The organism is [Eubacterium] eligens ATCC 27750, from assembly GCF_000146185.1.
Taxonomy (GTDB): Bacteria; Bacillota; Clostridia; order Lachnospirales; family Lachnospiraceae; genus Lachnospira; species Lachnospira eligens.
In genome coordinates, this window is the sequence record NC_012778.1 from 1637952 (window position 1) to 1662680 (window position 24729).

Annotated in this window: 23 protein-coding genes and 1 riboswitch; of the genes, 4 read left to right on the top strand and 19 right to left on the bottom strand. The window is 38.2% G+C overall.

What is annotated here, in order from left to right; all coding sequences use genetic code 11:
- Positions 1 to 89 precede the first annotated feature (89 nt).
- Positions 90 to 965 carry a DegV family protein gene (locus tag EUBELI_RS07620; RefSeq protein WP_012739812.1) on the bottom strand — a complete coding sequence of 292 codons (876 nt, stop codon included), beginning with the start codon at positions 963 to 965 and terminating at the stop codon, positions 90 to 92.
- 152 nt (positions 966 to 1117) lie between these two features.
- Here EUBELI_RS07620 and EUBELI_RS13670 point away from each other — a divergent pair, with 152 nt between their 5' ends.
- Positions 1118 to 1882 carry a GNAT family N-acetyltransferase gene (locus EUBELI_RS13670; RefSeq protein ID WP_012739813.1) on the top strand — a complete coding sequence of 255 codons (765 nt, stop codon included), beginning with the start codon at positions 1118 to 1120 and terminating at the stop codon, positions 1880 to 1882.
- Here the strand turns inward: EUBELI_RS13670 and dapB are convergent.
- From dapB to EUBELI_RS07640, 3 genes are all read right to left on the bottom strand, one after another.
- Positions 1879 to 2643: a 4-hydroxy-tetrahydrodipicolinate reductase gene (gene dapB / locus EUBELI_RS07630; RefSeq protein WP_041688219.1), complete on the bottom strand. Its 765-nt coding sequence runs from the start codon at positions 2641 to 2643 to the stop codon at positions 1879 to 1881. The genes EUBELI_RS13670 and dapB overlap by 4 nt on opposite strands.
- A 17-nt stretch (positions 2644 to 2660) precedes the next feature.
- Entirely contained in the window at positions 2661 to 3545 is an 885-nt protein-coding gene (gene dapA, locus EUBELI_RS07635) for a 4-hydroxy-tetrahydrodipicolinate synthase (protein ID WP_041688721.1), read from the bottom strand.
- Between the two features lie 144 nt (positions 3546 to 3689).
- A riboswitch (Lysine riboswitch) is annotated at positions 3690 to 3862 on the bottom strand.
- Positions 3863 to 3955: 93 nt separating this feature from the next.
- Positions 3956 to 4600 carry a single-stranded DNA-binding protein gene (locus EUBELI_RS07640; RefSeq protein WP_012739816.1) on the bottom strand — a complete coding sequence of 215 codons (645 nt, stop codon included), beginning with the start codon at positions 4598 to 4600 and terminating at the stop codon, positions 3956 to 3958.
- A gap of 241 nt (positions 4601 to 4841) precedes the next feature.
- Between EUBELI_RS07640 and typA the strand changes: the two genes are divergently transcribed.
- Positions 4842 to 6671 carry a translational GTPase TypA gene (typA, locus tag EUBELI_RS07645; protein WP_012739817.1) on the top strand — a complete coding sequence of 610 codons (1830 nt, stop codon included), beginning with the start codon at positions 4842 to 4844 and terminating at the stop codon, positions 6669 to 6671.
- A 22-nt stretch (positions 6672 to 6693) separates the two neighbouring features.
- Positions 6694 to 7017, top strand: a complete 324-nt coding sequence (locus tag EUBELI_RS07650; RefSeq protein ID WP_012739818.1) for a helix-turn-helix domain-containing protein — start codon at positions 6694 to 6696, stop codon at positions 7015 to 7017.
- Between the two features lie 58 nt (positions 7018 to 7075).
- On the opposite strand, the gene EUBELI_RS07655 is transcribed toward EUBELI_RS07650, so the two are convergent.
- From EUBELI_RS07655 to EUBELI_RS07690, 7 genes are all read right to left on the bottom strand, one after another.
- A complete protein-coding gene (locus EUBELI_RS07655; RefSeq protein WP_012739819.1) occupies positions 7076 to 8866 on the bottom strand; it encodes an ABC transporter ATP-binding protein in 1791 nt (596 codons plus the stop codon).
- Between the two features lie 30 nt (positions 8867 to 8896).
- On the bottom strand, positions 8897 to 10453 hold the full coding sequence (locus tag EUBELI_RS07660) for a glycoside hydrolase family 28 protein (protein WP_012739820.1): 1557 nt from the start codon (positions 10451 to 10453) through the stop codon (positions 8897 to 8899).
- Positions 10444 to 11334 (bottom strand): hypothetical protein, encoded by an 891-nt coding sequence (locus EUBELI_RS07665; RefSeq protein ID WP_012739821.1) that lies wholly within the window; start codon positions 11332 to 11334, stop codon positions 10444 to 10446. Before EUBELI_RS07665 ends, EUBELI_RS07660 begins: the two co-directional genes overlap by 10 nt.
- A 288-nt stretch (positions 11335 to 11622) precedes the next feature.
- Positions 11623 to 12489, bottom strand: a complete 867-nt coding sequence (locus tag EUBELI_RS07675; RefSeq protein WP_012739822.1) for a carbohydrate ABC transporter permease — start codon at positions 12487 to 12489, stop codon at positions 11623 to 11625.
- Between the two features lie 13 nt (positions 12490 to 12502).
- Positions 12503 to 13999 carry an ABC transporter permease subunit gene (locus EUBELI_RS13675; protein WP_012739823.1) on the bottom strand — a complete coding sequence of 499 codons (1497 nt, stop codon included), beginning with the start codon at positions 13997 to 13999 and terminating at the stop codon, positions 12503 to 12505.
- 167 nt (positions 14000 to 14166) lie between these two features.
- A complete protein-coding gene (locus EUBELI_RS07685) occupies positions 14167 to 15831 on the bottom strand; it encodes a type 2 periplasmic-binding domain-containing protein (protein WP_049777945.1) in 1665 nt (554 codons plus the stop codon).
- Positions 15832 to 16168: 337 nt separating this feature from the next.
- Positions 16169 to 16807 (bottom strand): YigZ family protein, encoded by a 639-nt coding sequence (locus EUBELI_RS07690; protein WP_012739825.1) that lies wholly within the window; start codon positions 16805 to 16807, stop codon positions 16169 to 16171.
- Between the two features lie 98 nt (positions 16808 to 16905).
- Here EUBELI_RS07690 and EUBELI_RS07695 point away from each other — a divergent pair, with 98 nt between their 5' ends.
- On the top strand, positions 16906 to 19599 hold the full coding sequence (locus EUBELI_RS07695) for a transglycosylase domain-containing protein (protein ID WP_012739826.1): 2694 nt from the start codon (positions 16906 to 16908) through the stop codon (positions 19597 to 19599).
- Positions 19600 to 19661: 62 nt separating this feature from the next.
- Here EUBELI_RS07695 and spoVAE read toward each other — a convergent pair whose 3' ends face one another.
- From spoVAE to spoIIAB, 8 genes are all read right to left on the bottom strand, one after another.
- Positions 19662 to 20021, bottom strand: a complete 360-nt coding sequence (spoVAE, locus tag EUBELI_RS07700; RefSeq protein ID WP_041688222.1) for a stage V sporulation protein AE — start codon at positions 20019 to 20021, stop codon at positions 19662 to 19664.
- Between the two features lie 4 nt (positions 20022 to 20025).
- Positions 20026 to 21039: a stage V sporulation protein AD gene (locus tag EUBELI_RS07705; RefSeq protein WP_012739828.1), complete on the bottom strand. Its 1014-nt coding sequence runs from the start codon at positions 21037 to 21039 to the stop codon at positions 20026 to 20028.
- Positions 21040 to 21114: 75 nt separating this feature from the next.
- Positions 21115 to 21903, bottom strand: coding sequence for a class I SAM-dependent methyltransferase (locus tag EUBELI_RS07710; protein ID WP_049777947.1), 789 nt, complete (start codon positions 21901 to 21903; stop codon positions 21115 to 21117).
- Between the two features lie 75 nt (positions 21904 to 21978).
- Positions 21979 to 22470, bottom strand: coding sequence for a SpoVA/SpoVAEb family sporulation membrane protein (locus EUBELI_RS07715; RefSeq protein ID WP_012739830.1), 492 nt, complete (start codon positions 22468 to 22470; stop codon positions 21979 to 21981).
- Between the two features lie 26 nt (positions 22471 to 22496).
- The gene (locus EUBELI_RS07720) at positions 22497 to 22904 is read right to left on the bottom strand and encodes a stage V sporulation protein AB (protein WP_012739831.1); all 408 of its coding nucleotides are present in this window, start codon (positions 22902 to 22904) and stop codon (positions 22497 to 22499) included.
- The gene (locus EUBELI_RS07725) at positions 22901 to 23503 is read right to left on the bottom strand and encodes a stage V sporulation protein AA (protein WP_041688223.1); all 603 of its coding nucleotides are present in this window, start codon (positions 23501 to 23503) and stop codon (positions 22901 to 22903) included. The genes EUBELI_RS07720 and EUBELI_RS07725 overlap by 4 nt, the downstream gene beginning before the upstream one ends.
- A gap of 50 nt (positions 23504 to 23553) precedes the next feature.
- Positions 23554 to 24285, bottom strand: a complete 732-nt coding sequence (locus EUBELI_RS07730) for a SigB/SigF/SigG family RNA polymerase sigma factor (protein ID WP_041688731.1) — start codon at positions 24283 to 24285, stop codon at positions 23554 to 23556.
- Between the two features lie 18 nt (positions 24286 to 24303).
- Positions 24304 to 24729: an anti-sigma F factor gene (gene spoIIAB, locus EUBELI_RS07735; RefSeq protein WP_012739834.1), complete on the bottom strand. Its 426-nt coding sequence runs from the start codon at positions 24727 to 24729 to the stop codon at positions 24304 to 24306.

Here is a 24729-nt window from a genome sequence, read left to right on the forward strand (position 1 = left end):
CCTCCATTCATATTAACCTGCGGTAATATCCGCATTTATAAACAAAAGCCTGCAACAACTCATGCGCTGTCACAGGCTTATCATTCGTATTAATCAAGTTCTGGCAGATAAGCAGATGTCGCTATCGCAAGTGCACCATGTCCTATGTGGCAGGCAACTGAAAGTGAAAGCGGATCCATGTGGAAATCAAACTGTGGGAAAGTCTCTTTAACTAACGCAGCCCATTCCTCTACCTCCTCAGGATTACCTGAATAAGCAACCTCCATATGCATCTTTCCATCCTTTGCAAATTCTGCAAATCTTGTATCTAAATCATCCTGCATTGCCTTAAGCATAATCTTCTTCGCAGAAGCCTTACCTCTTGCCTTGGCAAATGCATCTAACTTCTCACCCTGAATCTGAAGCACAGGATTAAGCTTTAACATAGTTCCAATAGCAGCTGCCGCAGGAGTTATTCTTCCGCCCTTCTTTAAGTACTTAAGAGTATCAAGTGTAATATATATGCTTGATTCCATCTTATGCTTCTCAAGAATCTCCTTAATCTCTGCCGCAGACTTACCTCTCTTAGCAAGCTCCTTCGCATCAAGAACAGACTGTCTCATGGTTACAGAAATTCTCTGGTTATTGACAACCTGAACCTTTCCATCATAATCATCAGCAACCATAGCCGCTGTCTGACATGTTCCGCTGAGCCCGCTTGACATAGGAATATATACAAGCTCATCATATTCCTTAAGAAGCTCATCAAATGCGTCCTGCATCTCACCAATAGAAGGCTGTGAAGTAGATATATCAGCATCCTGCTTTAACTTCTCGTAAAACTCTTCCTGTGTAAGATTAATATCTTCAAAATACTGTTCTCCATCTATAAAGAACGGCATTGGTATAACTTTAACTCCAAGCTCCTTAGACTGAGCCTGTGTAATTCCACTGTTACTGTCTGTAAGTATGGCAACTTTACCCATGTAAATCCTCCCAATAACCTATTGCTGGTAAATCATATTTTTTGTTATACTTCCGTATATACCCTTATATAGTAAGGCATTTTGACACTTTTGTAAACAAATGTTTCTTATTTCAAAGTAATATTTTTATAAACTTTTATTGGAGAACCACTATGAAATATATTGAGATTGACTATCTGGACAGCATTTTAATGAATGCTCTTGAAGAACTTATTAACAAATGTGACGGCTACGAGCCTTATTACTGTGATTCCCATAACGACAGCTTTATCCAGTGTGCGCTTGTTGATGAAGATGCAGATTCACCTGTAATGTATGGCTTTATTGGACTGCTTATCAATGATGAATGCAGGTATGTTGAAGTTTCAGGTCTTATAGCTCCTGATTTTCGCCATAGAGGACATTTTCATAATATGCTATCCATCTGTTACAGGAAGCTTAAAAGCAGCTCTGCTGGCAATTTAGAGCTTATTGCGCCTATAAGCGGAGAACTTCTTAATTGTTCTTTATGTGGTGATGTATGTTTCTACGAATATCTGTACCAGCTTGATAAAGCACATTTTAACTTAGAATCAATACAGGCTGCAGAGCCTGACAATGCCGAATATTATCTTGAGGGTGAGGATTATCTTATGTATCTGCCGGAATATGAAGAACCTGTGGCGCTTCTTTATCTTGATACACAGAACACATTTGTCAATGTATACGGAGTATTCGTTGATGAGAAGCTTCGTGGGAAAGGCATTGGTACATGCCTTATGAAGCATTTTCTTAAAGACTACTTTAACATTGCTTCACTTCCACTCGTACTTAATGTAACAAGCAATAACAGGGCAGCTGTGGCATTATATAAAAAATGCGGCTTCGCCGAAGCAAGCCGCATTGAATATCATTATATTAACTGTTCTGACAACTAGTTCTTAGCTGCAATAACATCTCTCATATCGTACATTCCAGCCGGCTTTCCTGCAAGGAACTTGGCAGCCTCAACTGCACCCTTTGCAAATACAGCCTTAGAATGTGCGGTATGCTTGAATTCTATAACCTCGTCTTCTCCAGCAAAGATTACTTCATGCTCTCCAACAATAGTTCCGCCTCTTACGGCACTGATTCCGATTTCCTTAGGATCACGCTTCTGTCTTAACTGGCTTCTGTCATATCTGTAGAAATAATCATCATCAAGCACTTCCTTCATTGAATCTGCAAGTGCAAGAGCTGTTCCACTTGGCGCATCAAGCTTCTGGTTGTGGTGCTTTTCAACTATCTCAATATCAAAGCCTGCTGACGCAAACACTTTGGCAGCATCCTGTAAAAGCTTGAATAATGTATTGATTCCAAGTGACATATTAGCTGAACGTAATATTGCAACACTCTTTGATGCTTCATTGATTGATGCAATCTGCCCATCGCTTAATCCTGTTGTACATATTACAGCAGGAATCTTAGTTTTCTTAATATAGTCAACAAGTGTATCCTCTGCCTTAGCTGATGCGAAATCAATAATAACATCTGCTTCAACATTACATTCTTCTAATGAAGCAAATACCGGATATGAGTTATGTCCGTCATCGCGAAGGTCAATTCCTGCTACTATCTGTGCATTAGCATCATTAGCAACTATTCCTGTAATAACCTGTCCCATATGGCCGTTACAGCCATGCATAATTATTCTTGTCATGTTCATTCTCCTGTCAATTAAAGTATTCCGTAGTTAACCATTGCTTTCTTTAATCTCTCAAGGTTAGCCTCTTCCATCTCGCATAATGGGCTTCTGAGTGGTCCCATATCCCATCCCATAAGGTTAAGTGCATGCTTAACAGGAATTGGATTAACCTCGCAGAATAATGCATCTACAAGTTCTAATGCCTTAAACTGTAACTGTGCAGCCTTAGCAACATCTCCTGCTGCAAATGTAGCGCAGATATCATGTGTCTGCTTAGGAGCAACATTAGATAATACTGAAATTACACCCTTTGCTCCAATTGACATAAGAGGAACAATAAGTCCGTCTTCACCTGAGTACATATCAAGTCTTCCCTCAGCTAATGCCATTGTCTTGCTCTCCTGTGCAAGATTACCTGTTGCAGCTTTGATAGCAACGATATTGTCAACATCCTTAGCAAGCTTGGCTGCTGTCTCTGGCTGGATATTGCAGCCTGTTCTTCCAGGAACATTATACATAATGATAGGAAGGTCTACTGACTTCGCAACCGCTGTATAGTGCTGGATAAGGCCCTTCTGTGTTGCTTTATTATAATATGGTGTAACTACAAGACATCCATCAACTCCTGCCTTCTGTGCTTCCTGTGAAAGCCATACAGCTGTTTCTGTGCAGTTAGAACCTGTTCCTGCAATAACAGGAACTCTTTTCTTTACATAATCAGCAGCAAATCTAATTGTTTCTACATGCTCCTCATGTGTAAGTGTTGATGCCTCTCCTGTTGTTCCACAGATAATAATTGCATCTGTTGAGTTATTAATCTGGTAATCAAGGAATTCTCCAAGCTTATCATAATTAACTTCTCCATTAGCTTTCATTGGTGTAATAATCGCTACACCGGCTCCGGTAAATACTGACATACCATCCTTCTTTCCGCTGTTAACAGCTATTATTATGTACATGATTCCTGTCTATTCTCATCGCTACCTATGTGGGTAGCTCAACAACATAGAAGAGCCAATCTGCTCAAACAGACTGGCTCTTAAAGAAATCATAGTAATAGTCCTTTAAGTAGCTCTCCATCTATTCGATGACAGTCGTAAAACTATTAATCCTACGCCCAGTAAGACTGCTCCGGAAACAATCCTCTTCGGCACTTTCCCCTTTTACTATCCTTCATATGTCTTCCGGGACATCAGGATAATTACTCTTGAATCGTGCGACCTCTACCTGCTGTAGGGGAAACCCTTACAGTTAATGTGACTATATCACTCTGATAATGTTATGTCAATATATATCCTTAAACTAAAGAACATAAATGTTGTCTTAATTATTCCTCATCTTCAACAAGGTCAATCTTGCTTACTGATACCTCATAAGCAACTCTTCTCTCAACCTCTTCTTCTCCTATTTTCTTAGTGTACTCTCTGCTCTGTACACGTCCGCTAACCTGAAGATGTGCACCTACTTCAAGACCTCCTGCAAATCTTGCATTTCTTCCCCATGCTATACATGGTATGTAATCCGACTTGCCATATGGTCTGTTTACAGCCACTAAGATATCTGCAATTTCTCTTCCTAATGGAGTTTTTCTATAAATAGGAGGCTTGCATACATATCCGTCAAGGAATATCTGGTTAGACTTTGACTGCTCTTCAGGCATCTCGTCATCTTCTAAAAATCTTAATTCTCTTACAAATATTGAGAGAACAAGCTTATTCTTAGTTCCTTCATGTCTGTTATATGAGCGGAACTGTCCTGCAACCTCAATCTTCATTCCTCTATAATCCTTAGTAACATCAATAAGTCTTTCAGATATCATAAGTGGTATGACATCCACCATATCACTTAATCTGTTCACTGATACATTAGCAATATAGAAGCCCTCTCCAAAGACCTCATGGCTGAAAGTGAACTCTGAGACAATCTCTCCAATGATACACACTCTGTTGTTTTCAATTACTTTATCAAGCATTCTGTATTTCTCCCTTCTTTGCCACCTTATTATTAATGTGTTGTGGCATGTGCTTTGTTTTCTCTAATATGTATATGTTGTCGTTTTCGCAAATATTACAAAAACTTTTTGAATAATCTGTGTTCAAAAAATGAAAAAATTTTTATATATTTAGTATTGTTTTTTAAGAATATTGTGATAGAATATAAAAGTTGCTAATCATAGAAGATATTTTGAGTTTAATTCAGGAAGGACATTATTAATGAAAACAAAGCGTGATGATATTCGTAATATTGCAATTATTGCCCACGTTGATCATGGTAAGACAACCCTTGTTGATGAGCTGTTGAAGCAGAGCGGAACTTTCAGAGCTAATCAGGAAGTCGCTGAACGAGTTATGGATTCCAATGATATCGAAAGAGAAAGAGGAATCACTATTCTTTCTAAGAATACAGCTATCACATATAAGGATACTAAGATTAACATTATTGATACTCCTGGCCATGCCGATTTTGGCGGTGAGGTTGAACGAGTACTTAAAATGGTTAACGGCGTTATTCTTGTTGTTGACGCATTCGAAGGTGTTATGCCTCAGACTAAGTTCGTATTACAGAAAGCCCTTGATATGAATCTTTCTGTTATAGTATGTATTAACAAGATAGACAGACCAGAAGCAAGACCAGAAGAAGTTATCGATGAGATCTTAGAGCTTTTCATTGACCTTGATGCTAATGAAGATCAGCTTGATTGTCCATTCATTTTTGCTTCAGCTAAGTCAGGCTATGCTATGGCAGACCTTAATGATGAAAAGAAAGACATGCAGCCACTCTTCGACTGTATCGTCAATAACATTCCTGCACCAGAGGGTGACCCTGATGCAGATACACAGATGCTTATCTCTACTATTGACTACAACGAATTCGTTGGTAGAATTGGTGTAGGTAAGATTGATAATGGAAGCCTTAAGGTTAATCAAGAGGTTATGATTGTTAACCACCATGATCCAAGCGTTAAGAAGCGTGTAAGAATTACTAAGCTTTATACATTTAACGGACTTAATAAGGTAGAAGTTAATGAAGCAGGAATCGGTGAAATTGTTGCTGTATCAGGTATTGCTGATATTCATATCGGTGATACAATCTGTTCACTTAACAACCCTGTTGCCATTCCTTTCCAGAAGATTTCAGAGCCTACTCTTTCTATGGACTTCATGGTTAATGACAGTCCTCTTGCAGGTAAAGAAGGTAAATTCGTTACTTCAAGACATTTAAGAGACAGACTTTTCAAGGAACTTAATACAGATGTTAGTTTAAGAGTTGAGGAAACACCTGGCGTTGAGAACTCATTTAAGGTTTCAGGACGTGGTGAGCTTCATCTTTCAGTTCTTATTGAGAATATGAGAAGAGAAGGTTATGAATTTGCAGTAAGTAAAGCCGAGGTACTCTACCACACAGATGAGAGAGGTAAGAAGCTTGAGCCTATGGAACTTGCTTATATCGATGTCCCAGATGACTGCACAGGATCTGTTATCCAGAAGTTAAGCCAGAGAAAAGGCGAACTCCTTGGTATGTCACCAATTAACGGCGGATACACAAGACTTCAATTCTCTATTCCTTCAAGAGGTCTTATCGGATACAGAGGCGAATTCCTTACTGATACTAAGGGTAACGGTATTATCAATTCTTCTTTTGAAGGATATGAAGAATACAAAGGAGACATTTCTTACAGAAAGAATGGTTCTCTTATCGCTTACGAAAGCGGTGATGCTATCACTTATGGTCTTTTCAATGCGCAGGAAAGAGGTACTCTTTTCATTGGACCAGGTGAGAAAGTATATGCCGGAATGATCGTTGGCGAGAATCCTCGTACTGAGGATATTGAGGTTAATGTATGCAAGACAAAGCATCTTACCAACACTCGTTCTTCAAGTGCTGATGAGGCCCTCCGTCTTGTTCCGCCTAAGATTCTTAGCTTGGAGCAGGCACTGGATTATATTGACACAGACGAATTACTTGAAGTAACACCTAAGAGTCTTAGAATCCGTAAGAAGATTCTTGATCACACAGCTCGTTACAGAGCAAACAAAAAGTAATTATTTTTAGGAGGTTTGAATTATGGATAGCGATTTAGGAGCTAAAGTTAAGAAGTTAAGAATTGCACACGGTCTTACACAGGAAGACGTTGCTAAAGCATTAGAGGTTACACCTGGTTACATAAGTAATGTTGAGAATGGCCGTAACCTTATGACATTAAGAATGCTTTCATATTATGCAGAGCTTACAGGAGTTTCTCTTGATTATCTTGCAGGAAGCGTTGACAAGTCATACCAGAATACAGCTCTTGACAATGAAATCATGCAGATTGTACAGAAGTTAGATGTTGATTCTAAGGAAAAGCTTATCTCTACACTCAGAATCTGGTTTGCTGAGAATAAGTAATTAAAGCCGGCAGGCATCTAAATAAGGAGACGGGTTATATTCCCGCCTCCTTTTATTTTTAACTCTGTATTGATTTCATCTGATAGAACTCGCCTTTAAGTTCCATAAGCTCATCATATGTTCCATATTCAACACAATGGCCATCCGCTATTACTGCTATTCTGTCTGCACCCTTTATAGTTGATAATCTGTGTGCAACTATAAATGTTGTCCTGTCTTTAGTAAGATTATTAAGTGCCTCCTGAATAAGCTTCTCGGATATACTGTCTAATGCCGATGTTGCCTCATCAAGAACTATTACCTTAGGATTTCTCATAAGTGCCCTTGCGATTGATACACGCTGTCTCTGGCCTCCTGAAAGCTTTCCTCCATGTTCTCCGACAACTGTGTCTAATCCATCCGGAAGTGAATCTATAAGATCTCTTAAATTAGCTGCGTCAACAACTTTGTTAAGTGTATCTTCATCAACATCATCTATTCCATATGTTATATTATCTCTTATAGTACCTGAGAATAATATTGATGTCTGCGGTACAACCGCCAGATGCTTTCTATAACTTCTAAGATCAATATCTCTGATATCATGTCCATCAATTGTAACAACTCCGTCTGTGGCGAAATTAAAGCCTATAACAAGGTTAAGAATTGTAGATTTACCGGCTCCTGATTCTCCCACAAGTGCAATCGTCTGTCCCTTATCAACATGAAGATTAAGTTCATGAAGTACCGGTTTATCTGTATTATTATAGGCAAATCTGACATTTTTAAAATCAAACTCACCTTCTACACTATCAAGTGCTTCTTTTCCGTCATTACATTCAATATCTTCTTCAAGAAGTACTTCTCCAATAGAATTAACCGACTCAACGCCCTTGGCAATTACTGGTATAAGTGACATAAGTGATGATACCTGGCTTACTATTGTTGCAAAATAACTTTGGTAAAGTGTAATATCTCCAGGACCAACACTTCCCTTTAAAGCAAGAAATCCTGTGAATCCCAGACACACAACCTGAAAAATCTGGAATATTGCCCATCCAACCGAGCCAAATAATGCCTGTATAACATCAAGCTTATAGCCTTTCTCAGCAACTGCAAAAAGCTGTCCGCTCATCTTGGTTACCTCTTCCTCTTCAAGTGCATGTGCCCTTGTAACCGGAATAAGCTCAACCATCTCCATAACCCTTGCAGATGTCTCTTCCATCTCTTTACGGAACTCGGTATTTCTCTTCTTCATAATATTTCTGAAAAATACCATAGTTGCCGCCGCAAGAGGTGTAGTAAGAAGAAAGAATAAGAATACTATAAGACTCTTTGATACCGTAACAAAAAGTGCAACTCCAATATTAAGTGCAATATTTAATATACTTAAAAACATCTGTGTTGATAGTGTCTCAACCGCCTCCACATCTCGCATTATCTTTGATTGCAGTCTGCCTGACTGTGTCTCTTTGTGATACGAAATTGAAAGCTGTTGCAGTTTCCTTACAAGTGCTTTTCTAAGTCCTGTTTCTGCATATCTCGTTGCTAATGATTTATATCTTGTATACAGATAATTCATTGGCACATTAAGAGCAACTAATGCAACCATAATTATTGCCTGAATAATAATATTCTGTATAGTATCTGGCGAACCGCTTGTAATATCATTGATAATATTAGCCGTTACAATTGGCAGAACCCACACAGGGGCATGCTTTATAAAGAAAAATAATACCGCAAGAAAGAACTTATTATAATTTCCCTTATAAAGCCCTATAAGTATCTTTAACGGATGCCCCTTATGTTTCCTATAGCACTCAATGAACCAATTCTCAACATCAATTCCCTTTGGTGCATGTAAATTCATGATTGTTCCTCATATTTCTATATATTTATACTAATCTCTTTCAATCTTATCAACATTATCTGCCACAATTGCTTCTCCATCACAGCCTTCAATATTGACATTCTTTAATATAAGTTTTTCTACATTACTTACAATAAGTCCCTGTCTGCTTGCTTCATCACAGCCAAGCATCATTGCTGCTACACCCGGCTTTGCATCTTTAGCATAGCTGAAGTTAATATTCTCAAATGTAAGCTTCTCAACTTTACTCTCTGGCAGACCGAATATATATGCACCTGCAACATGGCAGTTTTTCGCATTGATATCCTTAAATGTAAGACTCTTAATTGAAGGTGTTCTGTCATCAACAGGAAGCGGCTTTCTAGAGCCAACATACTCTGTCTTTCCATCCGGATCACAGAAATAGAAACTGTTAACAACAAATGGTGTCATAACATTATCCATATCAATATTCTCAAACGAAATATCATCAAGTACAGATAATTTACCACGACCTCTTCTTGTCTTAACTCTTAAACCTCTGTCTGTATTCATGAACATACAGTCTCTGATATGAACATCTTTAACTCCAGCTGCAATCTCGCTTCCTACTGTTACTGCACCGTGTCCGTCTCTCATACAGCACTGGCGTACTGTCATATCCTCTGTAGGAGTCTTTTCCTTCTGAGCCATATATATCTTGCCTGACTTGATTGCTATACAGTCATCGCCAACTGATATGTATGTTCCAAGTACAAGAACATCCTGACAGCTTTCCGGGTCAAGACCATCTGTGTTGTGTGAATTAGCAGGATTAAGAATCTTAACATCAATAAACTTAAGATGTTTACTAAAATATGGGTGGATTGTCCATGATGGTGAATTCTGAACTGTAATTCCATGCATAGTAACATTACTACAGTTATTGATAAAGAATAATCTTGGTCTCCACGCAGTATTTCTTATCTTACAATTCTTCCACCAGTTATCGTGAGTTGTACATCCATCAATAGTTCCTTCACCTGTAATTGTAACATTTGAACAGTTAATACCACATACAATTGCTGAAAACATATCCAGAGGATTGCCTTCCCATGTACCAAGATTGTAATAATCTTTCTCATCGTATGTCTCAATCTGTCCCGGTAATATAGGGAACTTTTCTCTTTCTGTAAATGCTGAAAGTACTGCTCCTTTAGCAAGCTCAAGGTTAAGATTATCTTTTAAAAATATGCTTGATATCTTATAAACACCCTCTGGAACTAATACTCTGGAATCCTTAGGAGCTGCCATAATCGCACACTGGATTGCATTAGTATCATCATGTTCTCCATCACCATACGCACCAAATTCTCTGACATTAAGTGTTACATATTCATAATCTGTCTTAAATTCAACAGGTCCATATTCTTTTCCTGCATACAAAGCTGAAATCTTATATTCTGTATCTGGCTTAAGACCATATATTGTTGTAACAACCTTTTCTGTCTTGCCATATTCTTCTCCATTAACCAGGAGTGTGTATTCTTCCTTTGAATAATACTTTCCACCGTCATCAAATTCTACTACAGCACTTCTTCCTGTTTTGATAACTAACTTTAACTCCATAATACACCTCCATTGCTGCGTCCGTAATCCTGATAATCCCTGTTTCTTATATACTCACTGTAAGCTGTTATGTATGCTGCTGATACAGCTACACTGCTCTTATCCGCAACATGCTTATCAGTTGCTTTTTCAAAGATTTCCTCAGCCTTGGTTGCATATTTTTCAGTCTGTATAAGTTTCATACGGCATCCTTTCAATACTGCATATGCATATATAAGCTTTATAAACTGCGAATCTGTATTATCAATTGTATCATTAAGAACTGAAACTGCTGCTTTATACATTTCTCTTATTCTTGCAAATATCTCATACAACGCCTGGTCCATAACTTCAAGTGTATCAACTGCTCCTGCTGCAAATAAAGCAAGTGCTTTTACAGCCTTAGCATCACCATCATGTGCTGCCTTTCCTGCGTTCTCAAAGCATTCTGTATATATTGCATTATACTGCGCGATTATATCATTATAATGTTCTTTACCACCATCTTTTGTCTCATAATTCATATAGAAGCTTAAAGCCTTAAATGCAGTGCATAAGCATCTGCCACCTTCCGCTCCTGTAAAATATCCTGATTCTGTTCTTGGCTGTCTCTCTGTCTGCTTAGCAATATTAACAGCAATATCATTCTTTCCAACACTGTAGCATGCATTACCATACATGTAATTAACAAGGTCATTCTCACCCATATTAATAGTATTTTCCTGTATAAGCTTATCTAATTCACCTATAATAACATCCTTATATTCATCACTATGCTCTGCTGCTTCAAGTTTACCTAAAGCATTAAGAAGAAGTGCCTTATCAAATGCATCTGCTCCTTCAAGCCCGGTTTCTTTTAATACATTATTAATGTATCCTTTAATTTCAAAACTTTTATCCAAGCCTTTTTCCTCCTAACCAATATTTGTTTTATTGTATCATGTTAAACAGTATTATTCCACTATTTGACTGGTAATGACGAATAAAAATACAGTTTTTTCGCTTCTCGCGCTCGTAGCTCATACTCCAGAACTTCGTTCTGTCGTTGTCGCGGTGCTCCTCGAATATACAATCAAAAACACCAGCATATGCGAGCATAGCTGGTGCATTTGATTGTACATTCTCATCGCTACTCGCGCAAAAAGGCGAGTCCATATGGACCCGCCTTAAATAAATTCAAAATATTAACATTACTCCTTAACGGCACCTACGTTAACACCCTGTACGAAGTACTTCTGACAGAATGGGTAGATAATCATGAAAGGAAGAATAGCAATGATTGTAGCTGCATTACCAATTGTTTCCTGATTAACTGCGTCATCAACTGGAATATCACTATCAATAACCATGTTTCTTAACTGAATCTGGAAGTTGAACAGCTTATTCTTAGTAATATATAACTTGAAGTTTGTATAATCATTCCAGAAACTAACTGCGAACATCAAACCAATTGATGCAAGAGCTGCCTTTGAAAGAGGAAGAACAATCTTAAAGAAAATTCCCATTGGAGAGCATCCATCAATCTGAGCTGCCTCAAAAAGAGACTCTGGGATACCTTCAAAGAAGTTTCTCATAAGAACTAAGTTATATACATTGATTGACATTGGTAAAATAACTGCCCAAAGTGTATTCATTAATCCCAACTGCTTGATAACAAGGTACTTAGGAATCATACCACCATCGAAAATCATTGTGAAGAGAAGCATATAAGCGAAGAAGTTTCTTCCTGGCATCTCCCACTGAATTAATACATAACCACCAAGTGTTACAACTAAAAGTCCAACAAATGTACCAATAATTGTTGTAACAACTGAAATCAAGAATGGTGTATATAAGCTTGATCTGGTTAATACGGCTGTATATCCACCCCATGTAAACTTAGATGGTAACCATACAAAGTTGTATGAAGTATTAGCATCAATAGAACTGATAATTACTCGATAAATTGGTATCATAATCAAGCATGCAACAATAATAAAGAATATTGCATTAACTAATGGGAATATTTTAAATTTTTTCTTTTTCTTTTTGTAAACTAATGTTGTACTATCACTCATTATTTATTCCCTCCTATACAATACCACGTCCACGTACTTTCTTACTTGCCCAGTTACAACCGAGAACTAAGATCATACCAACGAACGACTTAAATAAACCTACAGCAGTTGTATAACCATAATCTGAGTTACCACCACCGAATGTCTTAACATATACATATGTCTGTAATACCTGTGACTTAGTATAAGTAATAGGTGACTGTAATACGAATACTGACTCAAACAGGTTCATAACCTTAGCAAGGTTAAGGATAAATACTGTAATAATAGTATTAGCAAGAGCTGGTAATGTAATATATATCAGTCTCTTAAATCTATTAGCACCATCAATCTGTGCAGCCTCATAAAGGTCTGGGCTGATACCTGATAATGTAGCTAAGAATAAGATTGTTCCCCATCCTGTATCTTTCCAAACATTCATTACATAGAATGTTCCACGCCAGTACTGAGCAGAATTCATGAAATCAATAGGTGTATCAATAAGACCCATGTTCATAAGAATTGAGTTTACTGGAGCGATATCATACGGTGCAAGCATCATCTTGAAAACTGAAGCAACAACTACCCATGACATGAAATGTGGAAGGTAAATAATTGTCTGTACTGTCTTCTTGAAAATCATGTTTGTAATTTCATTTAAAAGAAGTGAAATTATAACAGCTGCGCCTGTATTTAAGAACAACTTAATAATTGACAAAATTAATGTATTTCTAAATGCCTGCCAGAAATATACATCGTTAGTAAACATTGTTACAAAATGGTAAAGTCCCATGTAATAAGGGTTACCAATGATATAACATGTAAATGCATAACGGCATCCAAGCATTGGCCAGTAGTTGAACAACATAATCATTACAAATACTGGTAAGAACATAAGGTAGAAACCTCTATAATAATAAATCTTATTAGAAAGGCTCTGATTTAATGAATTAGAAAGATACTTAGTATCAACATGAAGATCTTTCTTAAATGGCTTCACAACATCAATGAAGCAACCTGCAATTGCAATAACAACACCAATTGCAAGAACAATTAATCCACATCCGATATGATATGAATTACCATTATAACCATTGCTGAGAAGATCTGTAAGTGAATGAGGGACAAATTTAAGACCACCACCCATTACTTTTCCTTCAACACTGTTAAAGTCGAATGCAAGGAATGAAACAATTGTAATAACAACTGAAACTGCTACCGGAATAATAGACAGAATTTCTTTTCTTGCTACTACAAGAATAATTGCAACAACTATACATGCAATAAATAAATACCACATAACCGGCATACTGATATTCATGTAGCCGAAAGCATAAGCTTTAGGATATAATCCCAGTTTAATCTTCTCGCCTGACTGTACCATTGGTAAAAGACTTGCAATAAGCATTACAACAAATCCAATGATAGCCATTACTCTTAAGTTTCCCTTTGGTTTTCCTATTGCTGTACCACACTTAGGGCAAACCTTTGCTTTCTTAGGAAGCTCTGTGTTACAAGATGGACACTGCATTTTTTTACCTTCTTTCCTAATAATTTATCGTATGCCTACCAAATAAATACAAAAAATACAAATTTCATAAGCAAATCTTTTCTCAATATAAGCGGCGCGGATTTCTCTGCGCCGCCATATTGAATATCTGATGCATCCGCATCTTAAATTCTTAACATTAAGTTAAATTACTTAATTGTCTCATTTAATGACTCGATAACAGCTGTAACCTTAGCACCTACCTGGCTATTGTAATCAGCCATAGCCTCGTCATATGACTTAGTTCCAAGAACTACCTGTGAAAGAACTTCTACTCTCTTAGTATTGATATCTGTGATATTGTTACTAAGAACTTCTGTTGTAGGAAGAGCTTCAACCATTTCGCAGTTAGCATTGAACATCTTGTAGCATTCAGTAATAATTGGATCTTGAGCCTTGTGACCTGGATCTTCCTTATCTCCAAATCCAGCAATTGCAAGATCTGGATCAATATGGTTCTTAGTTGTAAGTGTTGATGGTGTTTCTGGAGATGGAAGATTATGGAATTCTCCTTCTGCTGCTGTATAAGTCTTACCTTCTTTTCCATCCTTACCAGCTACTGTATATGTCTCTGCCTTATCATCCCAGTGTGTTCCCTTAGCGCCGTATTCCCAAGCTACCTGGATATCTCCACCATCAAGCATTGTATCGATGAAGTACTTAAAGATTCCCTCAGCCTTTCCATTCTCATATGCCTTATATGTAATAGCCCAAGCTGGAGCAAGACGCTCTACATACTTGCCAACTTCCTTGATAGGCTTGATAGCTACAAGGCTGTCTGTCTGATCTGGAAGTAATTTAGTAAGGTTCTTATCCCATGTACCAGCCCAGTATGTAAATACTGAAGATGCAAGGTTAGCGTCCTTATTAGTAAACTTGTTACGAGCTTCCTTTGTTGAAGCATTCTGTGTAGCAGGATCAAGAATCTTGTCATCAATTGCTGTCTTAAGTCTGTCCATAGCCTTCTTCATTGCTTCTTCTGAGAATCCATCTACATACTTTCCATCCTTAAGATAGAATGTGAACTGAGCATCCTGATAGAATTCTGGAAGGTAGTTAGTATATGGAGCTTCTGGCTTGTTACCACCAGCAACAAAACCTGATGTAGAGATTACATAGTTCTTGTTAGATGATGCTGCCTGAATCTTCTTAAGCATATCATAGTACTGATCATATGTCATTGTCTCATTAGCAACCTTATCTGGGTCTAATCCAGCTGCCTTTAATGCAGAAGCCTTTACATATGTACAGCATCCGTTACCACGTGTTGGTGAGAAGCCGTAAAGAGCCTTTGTTCCGTCTGGACCAGCAAGTACATTACCTGCCATAACAGCATCAGCCATATCAGTAAGTCTTCCTGAATTCTTAGTAGCTGACTGCTCCCAAGCATCTGTCATATCCCAAAGATATCCGTTTGATGCGAAGTTTGCAAGATAATCTGAGTTCAGAAGAACTACATCTGGAAGGTCTCCTGATGCGAATGTGTTCTTTACAGAGTCAGCGTAGCTTGAGTGATCTGGACGAATCCACTCAATATCAAGTCCTGTAAGTTCCTTATAATACTTATAGAACTCAGCAGCTCCGTTAGTTTCCTTAACAATAGTTCCGTCTACCATAACTGTAAACTTACCTGGCTTTTCAACTGAAGCCCAGTCAACTGTTTCCTTTTTGCTGTCTGTAGTGTTGTTCTTAGAACCACAAGCAACAAGTCCTACTACTGATGTAAGTGTTAAACCTACAGCAGCAAACTTCTTTAATGTCTTTTCATAAACCTTAAAACCCTCCTTATTTGGTTTTCGGGGCTTAACCCCCATTTCGTTTTTTAGACATTGATATATTATCATTTTTGTACTATTTTAACAAGACTAATTTTAATAAATATTGTATTTTTTTTGTGTTTTGTGTGAAACTCCAGTATTTATGCGGTTTGCCATGTTCACATTTTTTTAATTTTTCTTAATTTTTTGTCTGAATTATTTCGTAAGAATACTTTTTCTTTCAATAACTATCATATTTTTATGTAAAAAATGCACTAGCACACTCGCATTTTTTATGTTTTTTTACATCACTTTTACATATTATTCTTTTAGATTCACAAAAGTTGACCATTGTATTGTTATTTTTTACTACTGTTAATTTTTTATTCATATTTTACAGGCTCAATATTCCTCTGCCATCTCTGTACATTTTAACTTCCTTAATGTCTCTTAGTCCTATCCTGCCTGATGACATTTCTGTCAGTGCTTTCTCAAACCTCTGCCGAACCTGCTTCTCCATCATCAATTCAAATATTACATTATCTGAATATTCTGTATTAACAATTGTAATGTCATACTGTGTACATAAATGCTGTATTTTCCCCACATAATTATAATCAGCATCAAGATATGCATGCACTCCTTCAACAAGCTCTCCTGTCAGACAATCATCCAGTGCCTCCTTTGATGCACTTGTATACGCCCTTATAAGACCGCCTGTTCCAAGCAATACTCCTCCAAAATATCTTGTTACAATGCACAGGCAATTACTGCATTCATTGCCCGATAATACTTCCAGTATTGGTTTTCCTGCTGTCCCAGACGGCTCTCCATCATCTGAAAACCTCTGTATCTCCCCTTTATCCCCAAGTATATAGGCATAACAGTTATGTCTGGCATCCCAGTATTTCTTTTTTGCTTCTGCTATTATGGCTGCTGCCTGTTGTTCGCTTTCAACATTAAAAATATGCGCTATAAATTTTGATTTTTTCTCTATATATTCTCCCTGTCCGTTTTTAATTATTTTTTTCATATTTTTTCCTTTTCCAAATCACTCGGCACAACTCCAATTATTTGCCTGTGCCTTCTTTTTATGATATAATATCATGACTTTATTAAGGAGGACAATATATGAATTATGGTGATAAAGGCATAAAACAAAAGAAAAAGCTGCTCAATTCAGCTACTACCAAGCTTGGCACCAAATTAGGTATATTTTTTATAAAGCTGGCTCTGGTCGGAATAATAGCATTAGTTGTAGCAGGTTCATGCCTTGTATTCGGTTCATTTCAGGGAATTATAGAAAACGCTCCTGATATAGCTTCTATTAATGTTTCGCCCGAAGGATTTGCGACCAAAATATATGATACTGATAATAATGAAATACAGACACTTTCATCTGCTGGAGCTAACAGGACTTATGTTACCATTGACCAGATTCCTTTAAATCTTCAGCATGCATTTATTGCTATTGAGGATGAACGTTTTTATGAGCATAACGGCATAGACATGAAAGGTATTTTAAGAGCTGCATCTATCACTCTTTCTTCAGGACACATGTCGCAGGGTGCCAGTACAATTACACAGCAGCTGATTAAGAATAATGTATTTAATGCCTACAACGAATCTGACATTGAAAAGATAAAACGAAAAGTACAGGAACAGTATCTTGCCATAAAGCTTGAAACTGTAATGTCAAAGAAATCAATACTTGAGAACTATCTTAATACTATTAATCTTGGAAACGGCTATTATGGTGTCCAGGCTGCTGCGAAAGGTTACTTTAATAAAGATGTATCTGAGCTTTCATTAAGCGAGTGCGCAGTTATTGCCTCTATCACTAAAAGTCCTACCGGTCTTAATCCAATAAGACACGCTGACAGAAACAGAGACAGACAAAGCCAGGTTCTTCTTAATATGAAAGATCAGGGATATATTTCACAGGCTGAATATGATGATGCTCTTACAGATGATGTATATGCAAGACTTGAAGGCATTGAACTTGCCGGAACATCTACAACTACCTATTCATATTTTGTAGATGAACTTATTAACCAGCTTACCTCAGATCTTATGTCACAGAAAGGCTATACAGAATCTCAGGCAACAAGCCTTATATACCGCGGAGGACTTCAGGTTTATTCAACGCAGGATACAATGATGCAGCAGGTTGCTGATGATGTGATTAATGACCCTGATAATTACAATGATAATACACATTTTTCAATTAACTATGCTTTAACTGTCAAGCAGACAGATGGGACATTTTCGTATTATTCACATAACTCAATGGCTAACTGGTATACCAAAAAACTCGGTGACACAAGTTTCAGCCTCACATTGACTGATGAGGATGCTGCCAGAGCATATGTTGAAGCATATAAAGAAGAACTCCTTAAGGAAGGGGGAGAAGTTTATTCAGAAACGCTTACCTTTACATTACAGCCACAGATTTCATTTACAATAATGGATCAGACCAATGGACATGTTAAAGTAATGGTTGGTGGGCGCGGCGATAAAACTCTTAACCGAAGCTTAAACCGTGCTTCTAATGATATTGCAAGACAACCGGGCTCAAGTATTAAACCACTTGTGGCATATGGCCCCGCTCTTGATACAGGAACATATACACTTGCTTCTGCCATTGATGATGCACCTTATTATTACTCTGGCACAGATGCCAAGCTTGTAACTAATTTCACAAAAGGAGAATATCGTGGTCTGATTACATTAAGACAGGCACTTACAATTTCACAGAATGTACCTGCTGTTAAGATTCTTACAAAGCTGACTCCTCAGGTCGGATACAATTATCTTGAGAAATTCGGTATATCAACACTTGTTTCTCCTAAGAATGCAATTAACGGTGCACATGATGTTGTCCAGTCACTTGCACTTGGTGGTATGACCCGTGGTGTTTCCAATATCGATATGTGTGCTGCTTATGCTGCTATCGCTAACAAGGGAACCTATACAAAACCAGTTTATTACACAAAGGTACTTGATTCAGATGGCAATATTATCATTGATAATACCATTCCAGAAACGCATAAGGTTCTTAATGAGAACTCAGACTGGCTCCTTATACAGGGTCTCCGTTCAGTTGCAACTGATGGTACAGCACGTTCAGCAAACTTTTCAAGCCAGCCTGTAGCAGGTAAGACAGGTACAACACAGTATGACAGCGACAGATGGTTCTGTGGCTTCACTCCATATTATACAGCCACAATATGGGTTGGATATGATGACAATTCAAGAGAGCTTGGAAATGTTGTAAATCATAATATTATTTGGCGTTCAATTATGCAGACAATCCATGAAAACCTTAATCTTCCAACCGGAACATATGAACAGCCTTCTGGTATTGTAGAAGCATCTGTCTGCTCTAAATCAGGCCTTCTTCCTGTTGAAGGATTATGTGATCAGGATTCTGAAGGAAACTGCATAATAACTGAATATTTTACAGAAGACACAGTTCCAACAGAATACTGTACAACACATACCAAAGTAACTTTCTGTAATGTATCAGGAGATATTGCTACATCAGGTTGTCCAAGCACAACAACCAAAATTATGAGAAAGAAATCTTCTGCTGATAAGCTTGGTGATGATAAGGAAGGCTCGGAATTCAAGACATGGGATGCTGATATTTCAATAACAGACACTGAATTATCTAAGCTATGTACTCTTCACAGTGCCACAACAAAGCCAACCAAAGCAACAAATACTAATAAAAGTACTGAGGAAACTTCATCTGCAACGCAGTCGGAAACTAAAACAGATAAAAGTACATCCTCATCGTCTTCATCAACCAGACGGCCATAATTAATTTAAAATCACAAAAAAGAGATGTCAGATGATTTCTATTCTGGCATCTCTTTTCATATCTACTCTTTTTTCATCTTAGGTTCAAATATAAGCGACGCAATAAATCCAAATATAAGTGCTGCTGACACTCCGACTGCACATGAGGTAAATCCACCTGTAAACAATCCTAAAAATCCCTGCTCATCTATTGCTTTCTTCATACCTTTCCATAAGACATTGCCAAATCCCGTAAGAGGAACTGTTGCTCCCGCTCCTGCAAATTTAACAAACGGCTCGTATATCCCAACTGCTCCAAGTACAACTCCTGTTGTTACAAGAATGACCATTATCCTTCCCGGCATAAGCTTTGTCTTTTCCATAAGAATCTGTGTAAGAACACATATTAATCCCCCACATACAAATGCTTTAACAAAATCCATGGCTTTAACTCTCCTTTCCTTCAAGAATTACACCATGGGCTATGCCCGGCACACTTTTTCCTTCATTGTAACTTACGGTAGATAACAAAGCTCCTGTAGGAACAAAAAGAACCCTTTTATATTCTCCTCTTATAAGCCTGTCCATAATACAGCTTCCAAGAACAACTGCACTGCAGCCACAGCCGCTTCCGCCTGAACACTTAGTTTCCCCCTCGTATATAAGCATTCCACAATCATACAGCTTATCAGCAATATCAATACTTTTTTCTTTTAGAAGCTCAGACAATATTCTGTTGCCAATCTCTCCTAAGTCGCCTGTAAATATTGCATCGTAATAATCCTTATCAACATCAAGGTCTTTGAAATTAGCTTCTATAAGCTCTGCTGCTGCTGGAGCCATACATGCTCCCATATTCATTGAATCCTTAACGCCGTAATCAACAATCTTTCCCGTTGTAATACCCTTTATGAGAACACATTTTTTCTTATCCAGAGGCTTATCGCCGACGATATACGCCCCTGCTCCTGTAACTGTCCATGTAGATGCAACTGGTCTCTGGTTTCCATACTCGAGCGGATAACGGAACTGCTTTTCAGCACTTGCAAAATGGCTTGACGCGATGGCAATTACATTTTGCGCATATCCGGCATTAACACACATTGCACCAAGTGATAATGCCTCGCCCATCGTTGAACATGCTCCGTACAGACCAAACATCGGTATTTCATATCTCATAAGACCGAAAGATGTTGCTATAAGCTGTCCAAGAAGGTCTCCGGCATAGATATAATCTATGTCTGACGCAGCCATGCCGCTTTTAATAAGCAGCTTGTCAACCGCCATCTCCTGAATGTGGCTCTCAGCCTCCTCCCAGCTTTTCTTTCCAAACATATCATCTTCTACTGCCACATCAAACATTTCACCAAGCGGACCATCAGCCTCTTTCTTTCCAACCACTGTTGCAGCACATCTCACATATACATCTTTGTCAAATAACAGACTCTGTTTTCCAGTCATAATCCTCGTTTCCGCACATACTCATGTGCCATTAGTCTTTATAAGTAGTCTGTCCAAAAATGTATTAATTATGTATTATTTTCGTATTATGTCAAGCGTATGTGCAGCAGCACCAAGCAGATCAGCTCTTTCACAGGTTGCAAGATGATACCTGTAAAACATCTCGTATTCCTCCTCGTCAAGCTGGTTCACGAACTGTCTTATGTAATTAGCCGGTCCATCCGGTGTCACAATCTTCACACGTTCACATCCTGCTGCTTCATTAACCTTCTCAATATCTTCAAGACGCACATAATCATACAGATCCTGTTCTGAAGATATCGTGTGGAAATCCTCTGTCAGCCTGCCCTGTTCCATACACTCCTTAATATGTCTTTCCTTAAATGCATATGTAATAACACCATACTCGTTCATAACATAAGCGACAAGAATAAAGCCACCCTTCCTTGTAATACGGGCCGCCTCCTTTAATGCCTTAACCTTATCCTCCTGTCCGAACAGATGATACATCGGCCCGAACAGCAGGGTTATGTCAAATGTTTCATCCTCGAAACGCTTTAACTTAAGTGCATTGCCCTGATAAGCCTTAACTGATGAATTCTTGGATTTCAATATTCCAAGATTGTGCTTTACCAGTTCAACTGCAGTTACATCAAAGCCTTCCTCAGCCAGTGCAACGCTGTATCTGCCTGTCCCGGCACCTATATCCATAATCTTTATATTCTCTCTGCCTTCTCTCTTTAATTCTTCAATACACTCATGTATATAATGAATCGATGTACGGAATTCAATCTGTCCGTGTCTTGAAGTCAGTCTTTTTTCTTCATTAAATTTATTATAATAATCTTCTAAAAAAGTTCCCATATTATCCTCGTATCCTGCGCATTTCTTTAAAACAGTTCCTATGATTCTACCATACAGATGTTTCTTAATCAAGAATCACAGTACATGTATAAGCTTTAAAGCCAGATATATAAGTCCTGCACACCAGCTAAAAAATATTCCATATAGAATAACAGGACCGGCAATCGTGAATATCTTGCAGCCAATACCGAACACCCGTCCCTCCTTCTTATACTCAATCGCAGGTGCAGCAACGCTGTTTGCAAATCCTGTAATCGGAACAAGACTTCCTGCTCCGCCAAATGTGGTTATAGACGGATAAATATTAAGTCCGGTAAGAATTACACTTAAAAATACCAGTATCAGTGTTGTGTAAGATGCTGCATCCGTGTCGGGCACTTTCATCCACTTGCATACATTTAAAATAATCTGTCCTGCAACACATATACAGCCACCAACAATGAATGCCTTAAAGCATTTTGCCACACAGCTTCCTTTAGGCGTAACATTTTTTACATAAGCATTATAGCTTTCATTTCTTTTTTCAATATCAGCTTTGGTACCGCTTTCAGAATTAATATCGTGCATAAATCCTCCCTTTTTGCAATGCAAAATCAATACATATATAAGTAATATACAAGCTGTCCTAGTGCTTTTCCTGCCGCTGTCGCCGCCACAATAAAGCCAAGACCTGTGCCCGCCTTTGCCCTGTGAACAAATATTGGCAATGCTTTAACTGTCTCTGCAAGGCTTATTAAAAATGTGCCTATAAATATCCCGGATATCAACCCGAATATAATACAGCCCGTCATTCCTATTCTAACCGTGATTCCAAGAACATATACAGCATTGGCTGCCGTCGCACCGATTATTATACATTCCTCATACAGAGACACATGTCTGCTCGTCCCGCTGACATCAGCATATCTGTTAATAACACCAACACTGGTTATAAGTGCAAAAAGTCCTGCTGCAGTAAACACTCCCGACATAGCCCCTATAAGAATAATAACCGCTATCATTTTCCACCTTCCCTATCAATAACAGATTCTGATATATCTTTGTCATATTTATCCATTTCAATCTCAAGCGGTGTTGGTGCTTTTGACAGCTTTTGTCCTGCAAAATGATCATAAAATATAACAATTCCAATAAACAATCCCACAGCATAGGCAATCTCCATTGCATTTGTTGCCTTATATGCAGAAGCTCCAAGAAGCTCGTACACCCGGTCAAATATATCCGTCGTACTTACGTCATTGTTGTACGCAATAATTCCATATCCGCTTCCAACCATTGTTATAAAACATATAACAGCTACCTTAATCCAATGCACTGTGCCTTCCTTCTCCGGCTTCTTGTACTCAACAACAAAATCACATTCCCCAAGACATTCAATATCTGCATCCGGATACTCCTTCTGAATAATCCCCACAACATCAAGTGCGTCAAACACCTTCCTGTCGTACTTGCCCAGCGTAAACTCCGCAAGCGTTATATGTCCGATTTTTTCAATCATATCCTTATCACTGCAATAAACAGTCATCACATCCCCAATAGTGACCCTAGGCTTCTTAACATACCTTTGCTGGTCAATCTTCAAATAAATCTTCTCTGACATAACAAACCCTCCGTTGCTAGTATTAGTATTGTACATACCCAAAAATTTATTCATACAACCAGCCGCTTGCGCATGCCACTTAAAATCTTCTTCTCCATCCGCGACACCTGCACCTGCGATATTCCGAACTCCTTAGCAACCTGCATCTGTGTGTAATCATCATAATAACGCATCCTGATAAGCTCTTTTTCACGCTGTGAAAGTGTTTCCATAAGTTGTACAAGTGCCACTTTACTTGACGCAGTTTCCCCAATGTCTGCCTTATCTTCTAACTTATCCATCAGCATGACCTCACTTCCATCCCCCTGATAGATTGTCTTATATATTGACTCAACCTCCATTGATGCAGACATCGACAGTGTTATGTCTTCAACTGACAACTCACAGGCAGCTGCTATCTGTTCTACTGTCGGTTCGCAGCCTAATGTGTCACGGAGCTGTCCCGCCGCTTTCATGCTTTTTACTGCATTTTCTTTGATAGAACGGCTGACCTTTACCATTCCATCATCCCGCAGAAATCTTCTTATCTCACCTGTTATCATTGGAACTGCATATGTTGAAAATGCAACATCCATATCCAGATTGAAATTATCAATTGCCTTTATAAGTCCTATACATCCTATCTGAAACAGATCCTCCTGTTCTGTTCCTCTTCCCTTAAATCTTTTAATTATGTTCCATATAAGCCCTAGATTATCTGTTACCAGCTTCTCTCTGGCCTCTTTGTCATTATTGTGTGCTTTAGCGATCAATTCCCTGGTACAATCCTTAGTCTGATCCATAGCATCACATCCTATCAATTACTCCCCTATTTTCTTTCTCATAAGCACTGTTGTTCCTTTGCCTGGTGCTGACGCAACTCTTAAATCATCCATGAATGCCTCCATGAACGAAAATCCCATTCCTGAACGTTCCTGTTCAGGCTTGGTTGTATACAGAGGTTCCATTGCTTTTGCAACATTTTCCATGCCAAGACCATCATCATGTACTTCTATTATTACCTGATTCTGTATGCCTTTAAGTCTCATTCTCACCTTTCCCGGACCATTATCATAGCCGTGGACTATTGCATTGGTTACTGCCTCGGAAACTGCTGTTTTTATGTCCTGCAATTCTTCCATTGTAGGATCTAAGTATGTAACAAAGGCTGCCGCCACAACCCTTGCAAATGCTTCATTTTCTGATTTTGCTTCAAATAATAATTCAACATTGTTATTCTCTATCAT

Coding starts and splice junctions, on each gene's coding strand:
- EUBELI_RS07620 (WP_012739812.1), bottom strand. CDS start 965: ATGGGTAAAGTTGCCATACTTACAGACAGTAACAGTGGAATTACACAG.
- EUBELI_RS13670 (WP_012739813.1), top strand. CDS start 1,118: ATGAAATATATTGAGATTGACTATCTGGACAGCATTTTAATGAATGCT.
- dapB (WP_041688219.1), bottom strand. CDS start 2,643: ATGACAAGAATAATTATGCATGGCTGTAACGGCCATATGGGACAGGTT.
- dapA (WP_041688721.1), bottom strand. CDS start 3,545: ATGTCAGTATTTACCGGAGCCGGTGTAGCGATTATTACACCAATGAAA.
- EUBELI_RS07640 (WP_012739816.1), bottom strand. CDS start 4,600: ATGCTTGATAAAGTAATTGAAAACAACAGAGTGTGTATCATTGGAGAG.
- typA (WP_012739817.1), top strand. CDS start 4,842: ATGAAAACAAAGCGTGATGATATTCGTAATATTGCAATTATTGCCCAC.
- EUBELI_RS07650 (WP_012739818.1), top strand. CDS start 6,694: ATGGATAGCGATTTAGGAGCTAAAGTTAAGAAGTTAAGAATTGCACAC.
- EUBELI_RS07655 (WP_012739819.1), bottom strand. CDS start 8,866: ATGAATTTACATGCACCAAAGGGAATTGATGTTGAGAATTGGTTCATT.
- EUBELI_RS07660 (WP_012739820.1), bottom strand. CDS start 10,453: ATGGAGTTAAAGTTAGTTATCAAAACAGGAAGAAGTGCTGTAGTAGAA.
- EUBELI_RS07675 (WP_012739822.1), bottom strand. CDS start 12,489: ATGAGTGATAGTACAACATTAGTTTACAAAAAGAAAAAGAAAAAATTT.
- EUBELI_RS13675 (WP_012739823.1), bottom strand. CDS start 13,999: ATGCAGTGTCCATCTTGTAACACAGAGCTTCCTAAGAAAGCAAAGGTT.
- EUBELI_RS07685 (WP_049777945.1), bottom strand. CDS start 15,831: ATGGGGGTTAAGCCCCGAAAACCAAATAAGGAGGGTTTTAAGGTTTAT.
- EUBELI_RS07690 (WP_012739825.1), bottom strand. CDS start 16,807: ATGAAAAAAATAATTAAAAACGGACAGGGAGAATATATAGAGAAAAAA.
- EUBELI_RS07695 (WP_012739826.1), top strand. CDS start 16,906: ATGAATTATGGTGATAAAGGCATAAAACAAAAGAAAAAGCTGCTCAAT.
- spoVAE (WP_041688222.1), bottom strand. CDS start 20,021: ATGGATTTTGTTAAAGCATTTGTATGTGGGGGATTAATATGTGTTCTT.
- EUBELI_RS07705 (WP_012739828.1), bottom strand. CDS start 21,039: ATGACTGGAAAACAGAGTCTGTTATTTGACAAAGATGTATATGTGAGA.
- EUBELI_RS07710 (WP_049777947.1), bottom strand. CDS start 21,903: ATGGGAACTTTTTTAGAAGATTATTATAATAAATTTAATGAAGAAAAA.
- EUBELI_RS07715 (WP_012739830.1), bottom strand. CDS start 22,470: ATGCACGATATTAATTCTGAAAGCGGTACCAAAGCTGATATTGAAAAA.
- EUBELI_RS07720 (WP_012739831.1), bottom strand. CDS start 22,904: ATGATAGCGGTTATTATTCTTATAGGGGCTATGTCGGGAGTGTTTACT.
- EUBELI_RS07725 (WP_041688223.1), bottom strand. CDS start 23,503: ATGTCAGAGAAGATTTATTTGAAGATTGACCAGCAAAGGTATGTTAAG.
- EUBELI_RS07730 (WP_041688731.1), bottom strand. CDS start 24,285: ATGGATCAGACTAAGGATTGTACCAGGGAATTGATCGCTAAAGCACAC.
- spoIIAB (WP_012739834.1), bottom strand. CDS start 24,729: ATGATAGAGAATAACAATGTTGAATTATTATTTGAAGCAAAATCAGAA.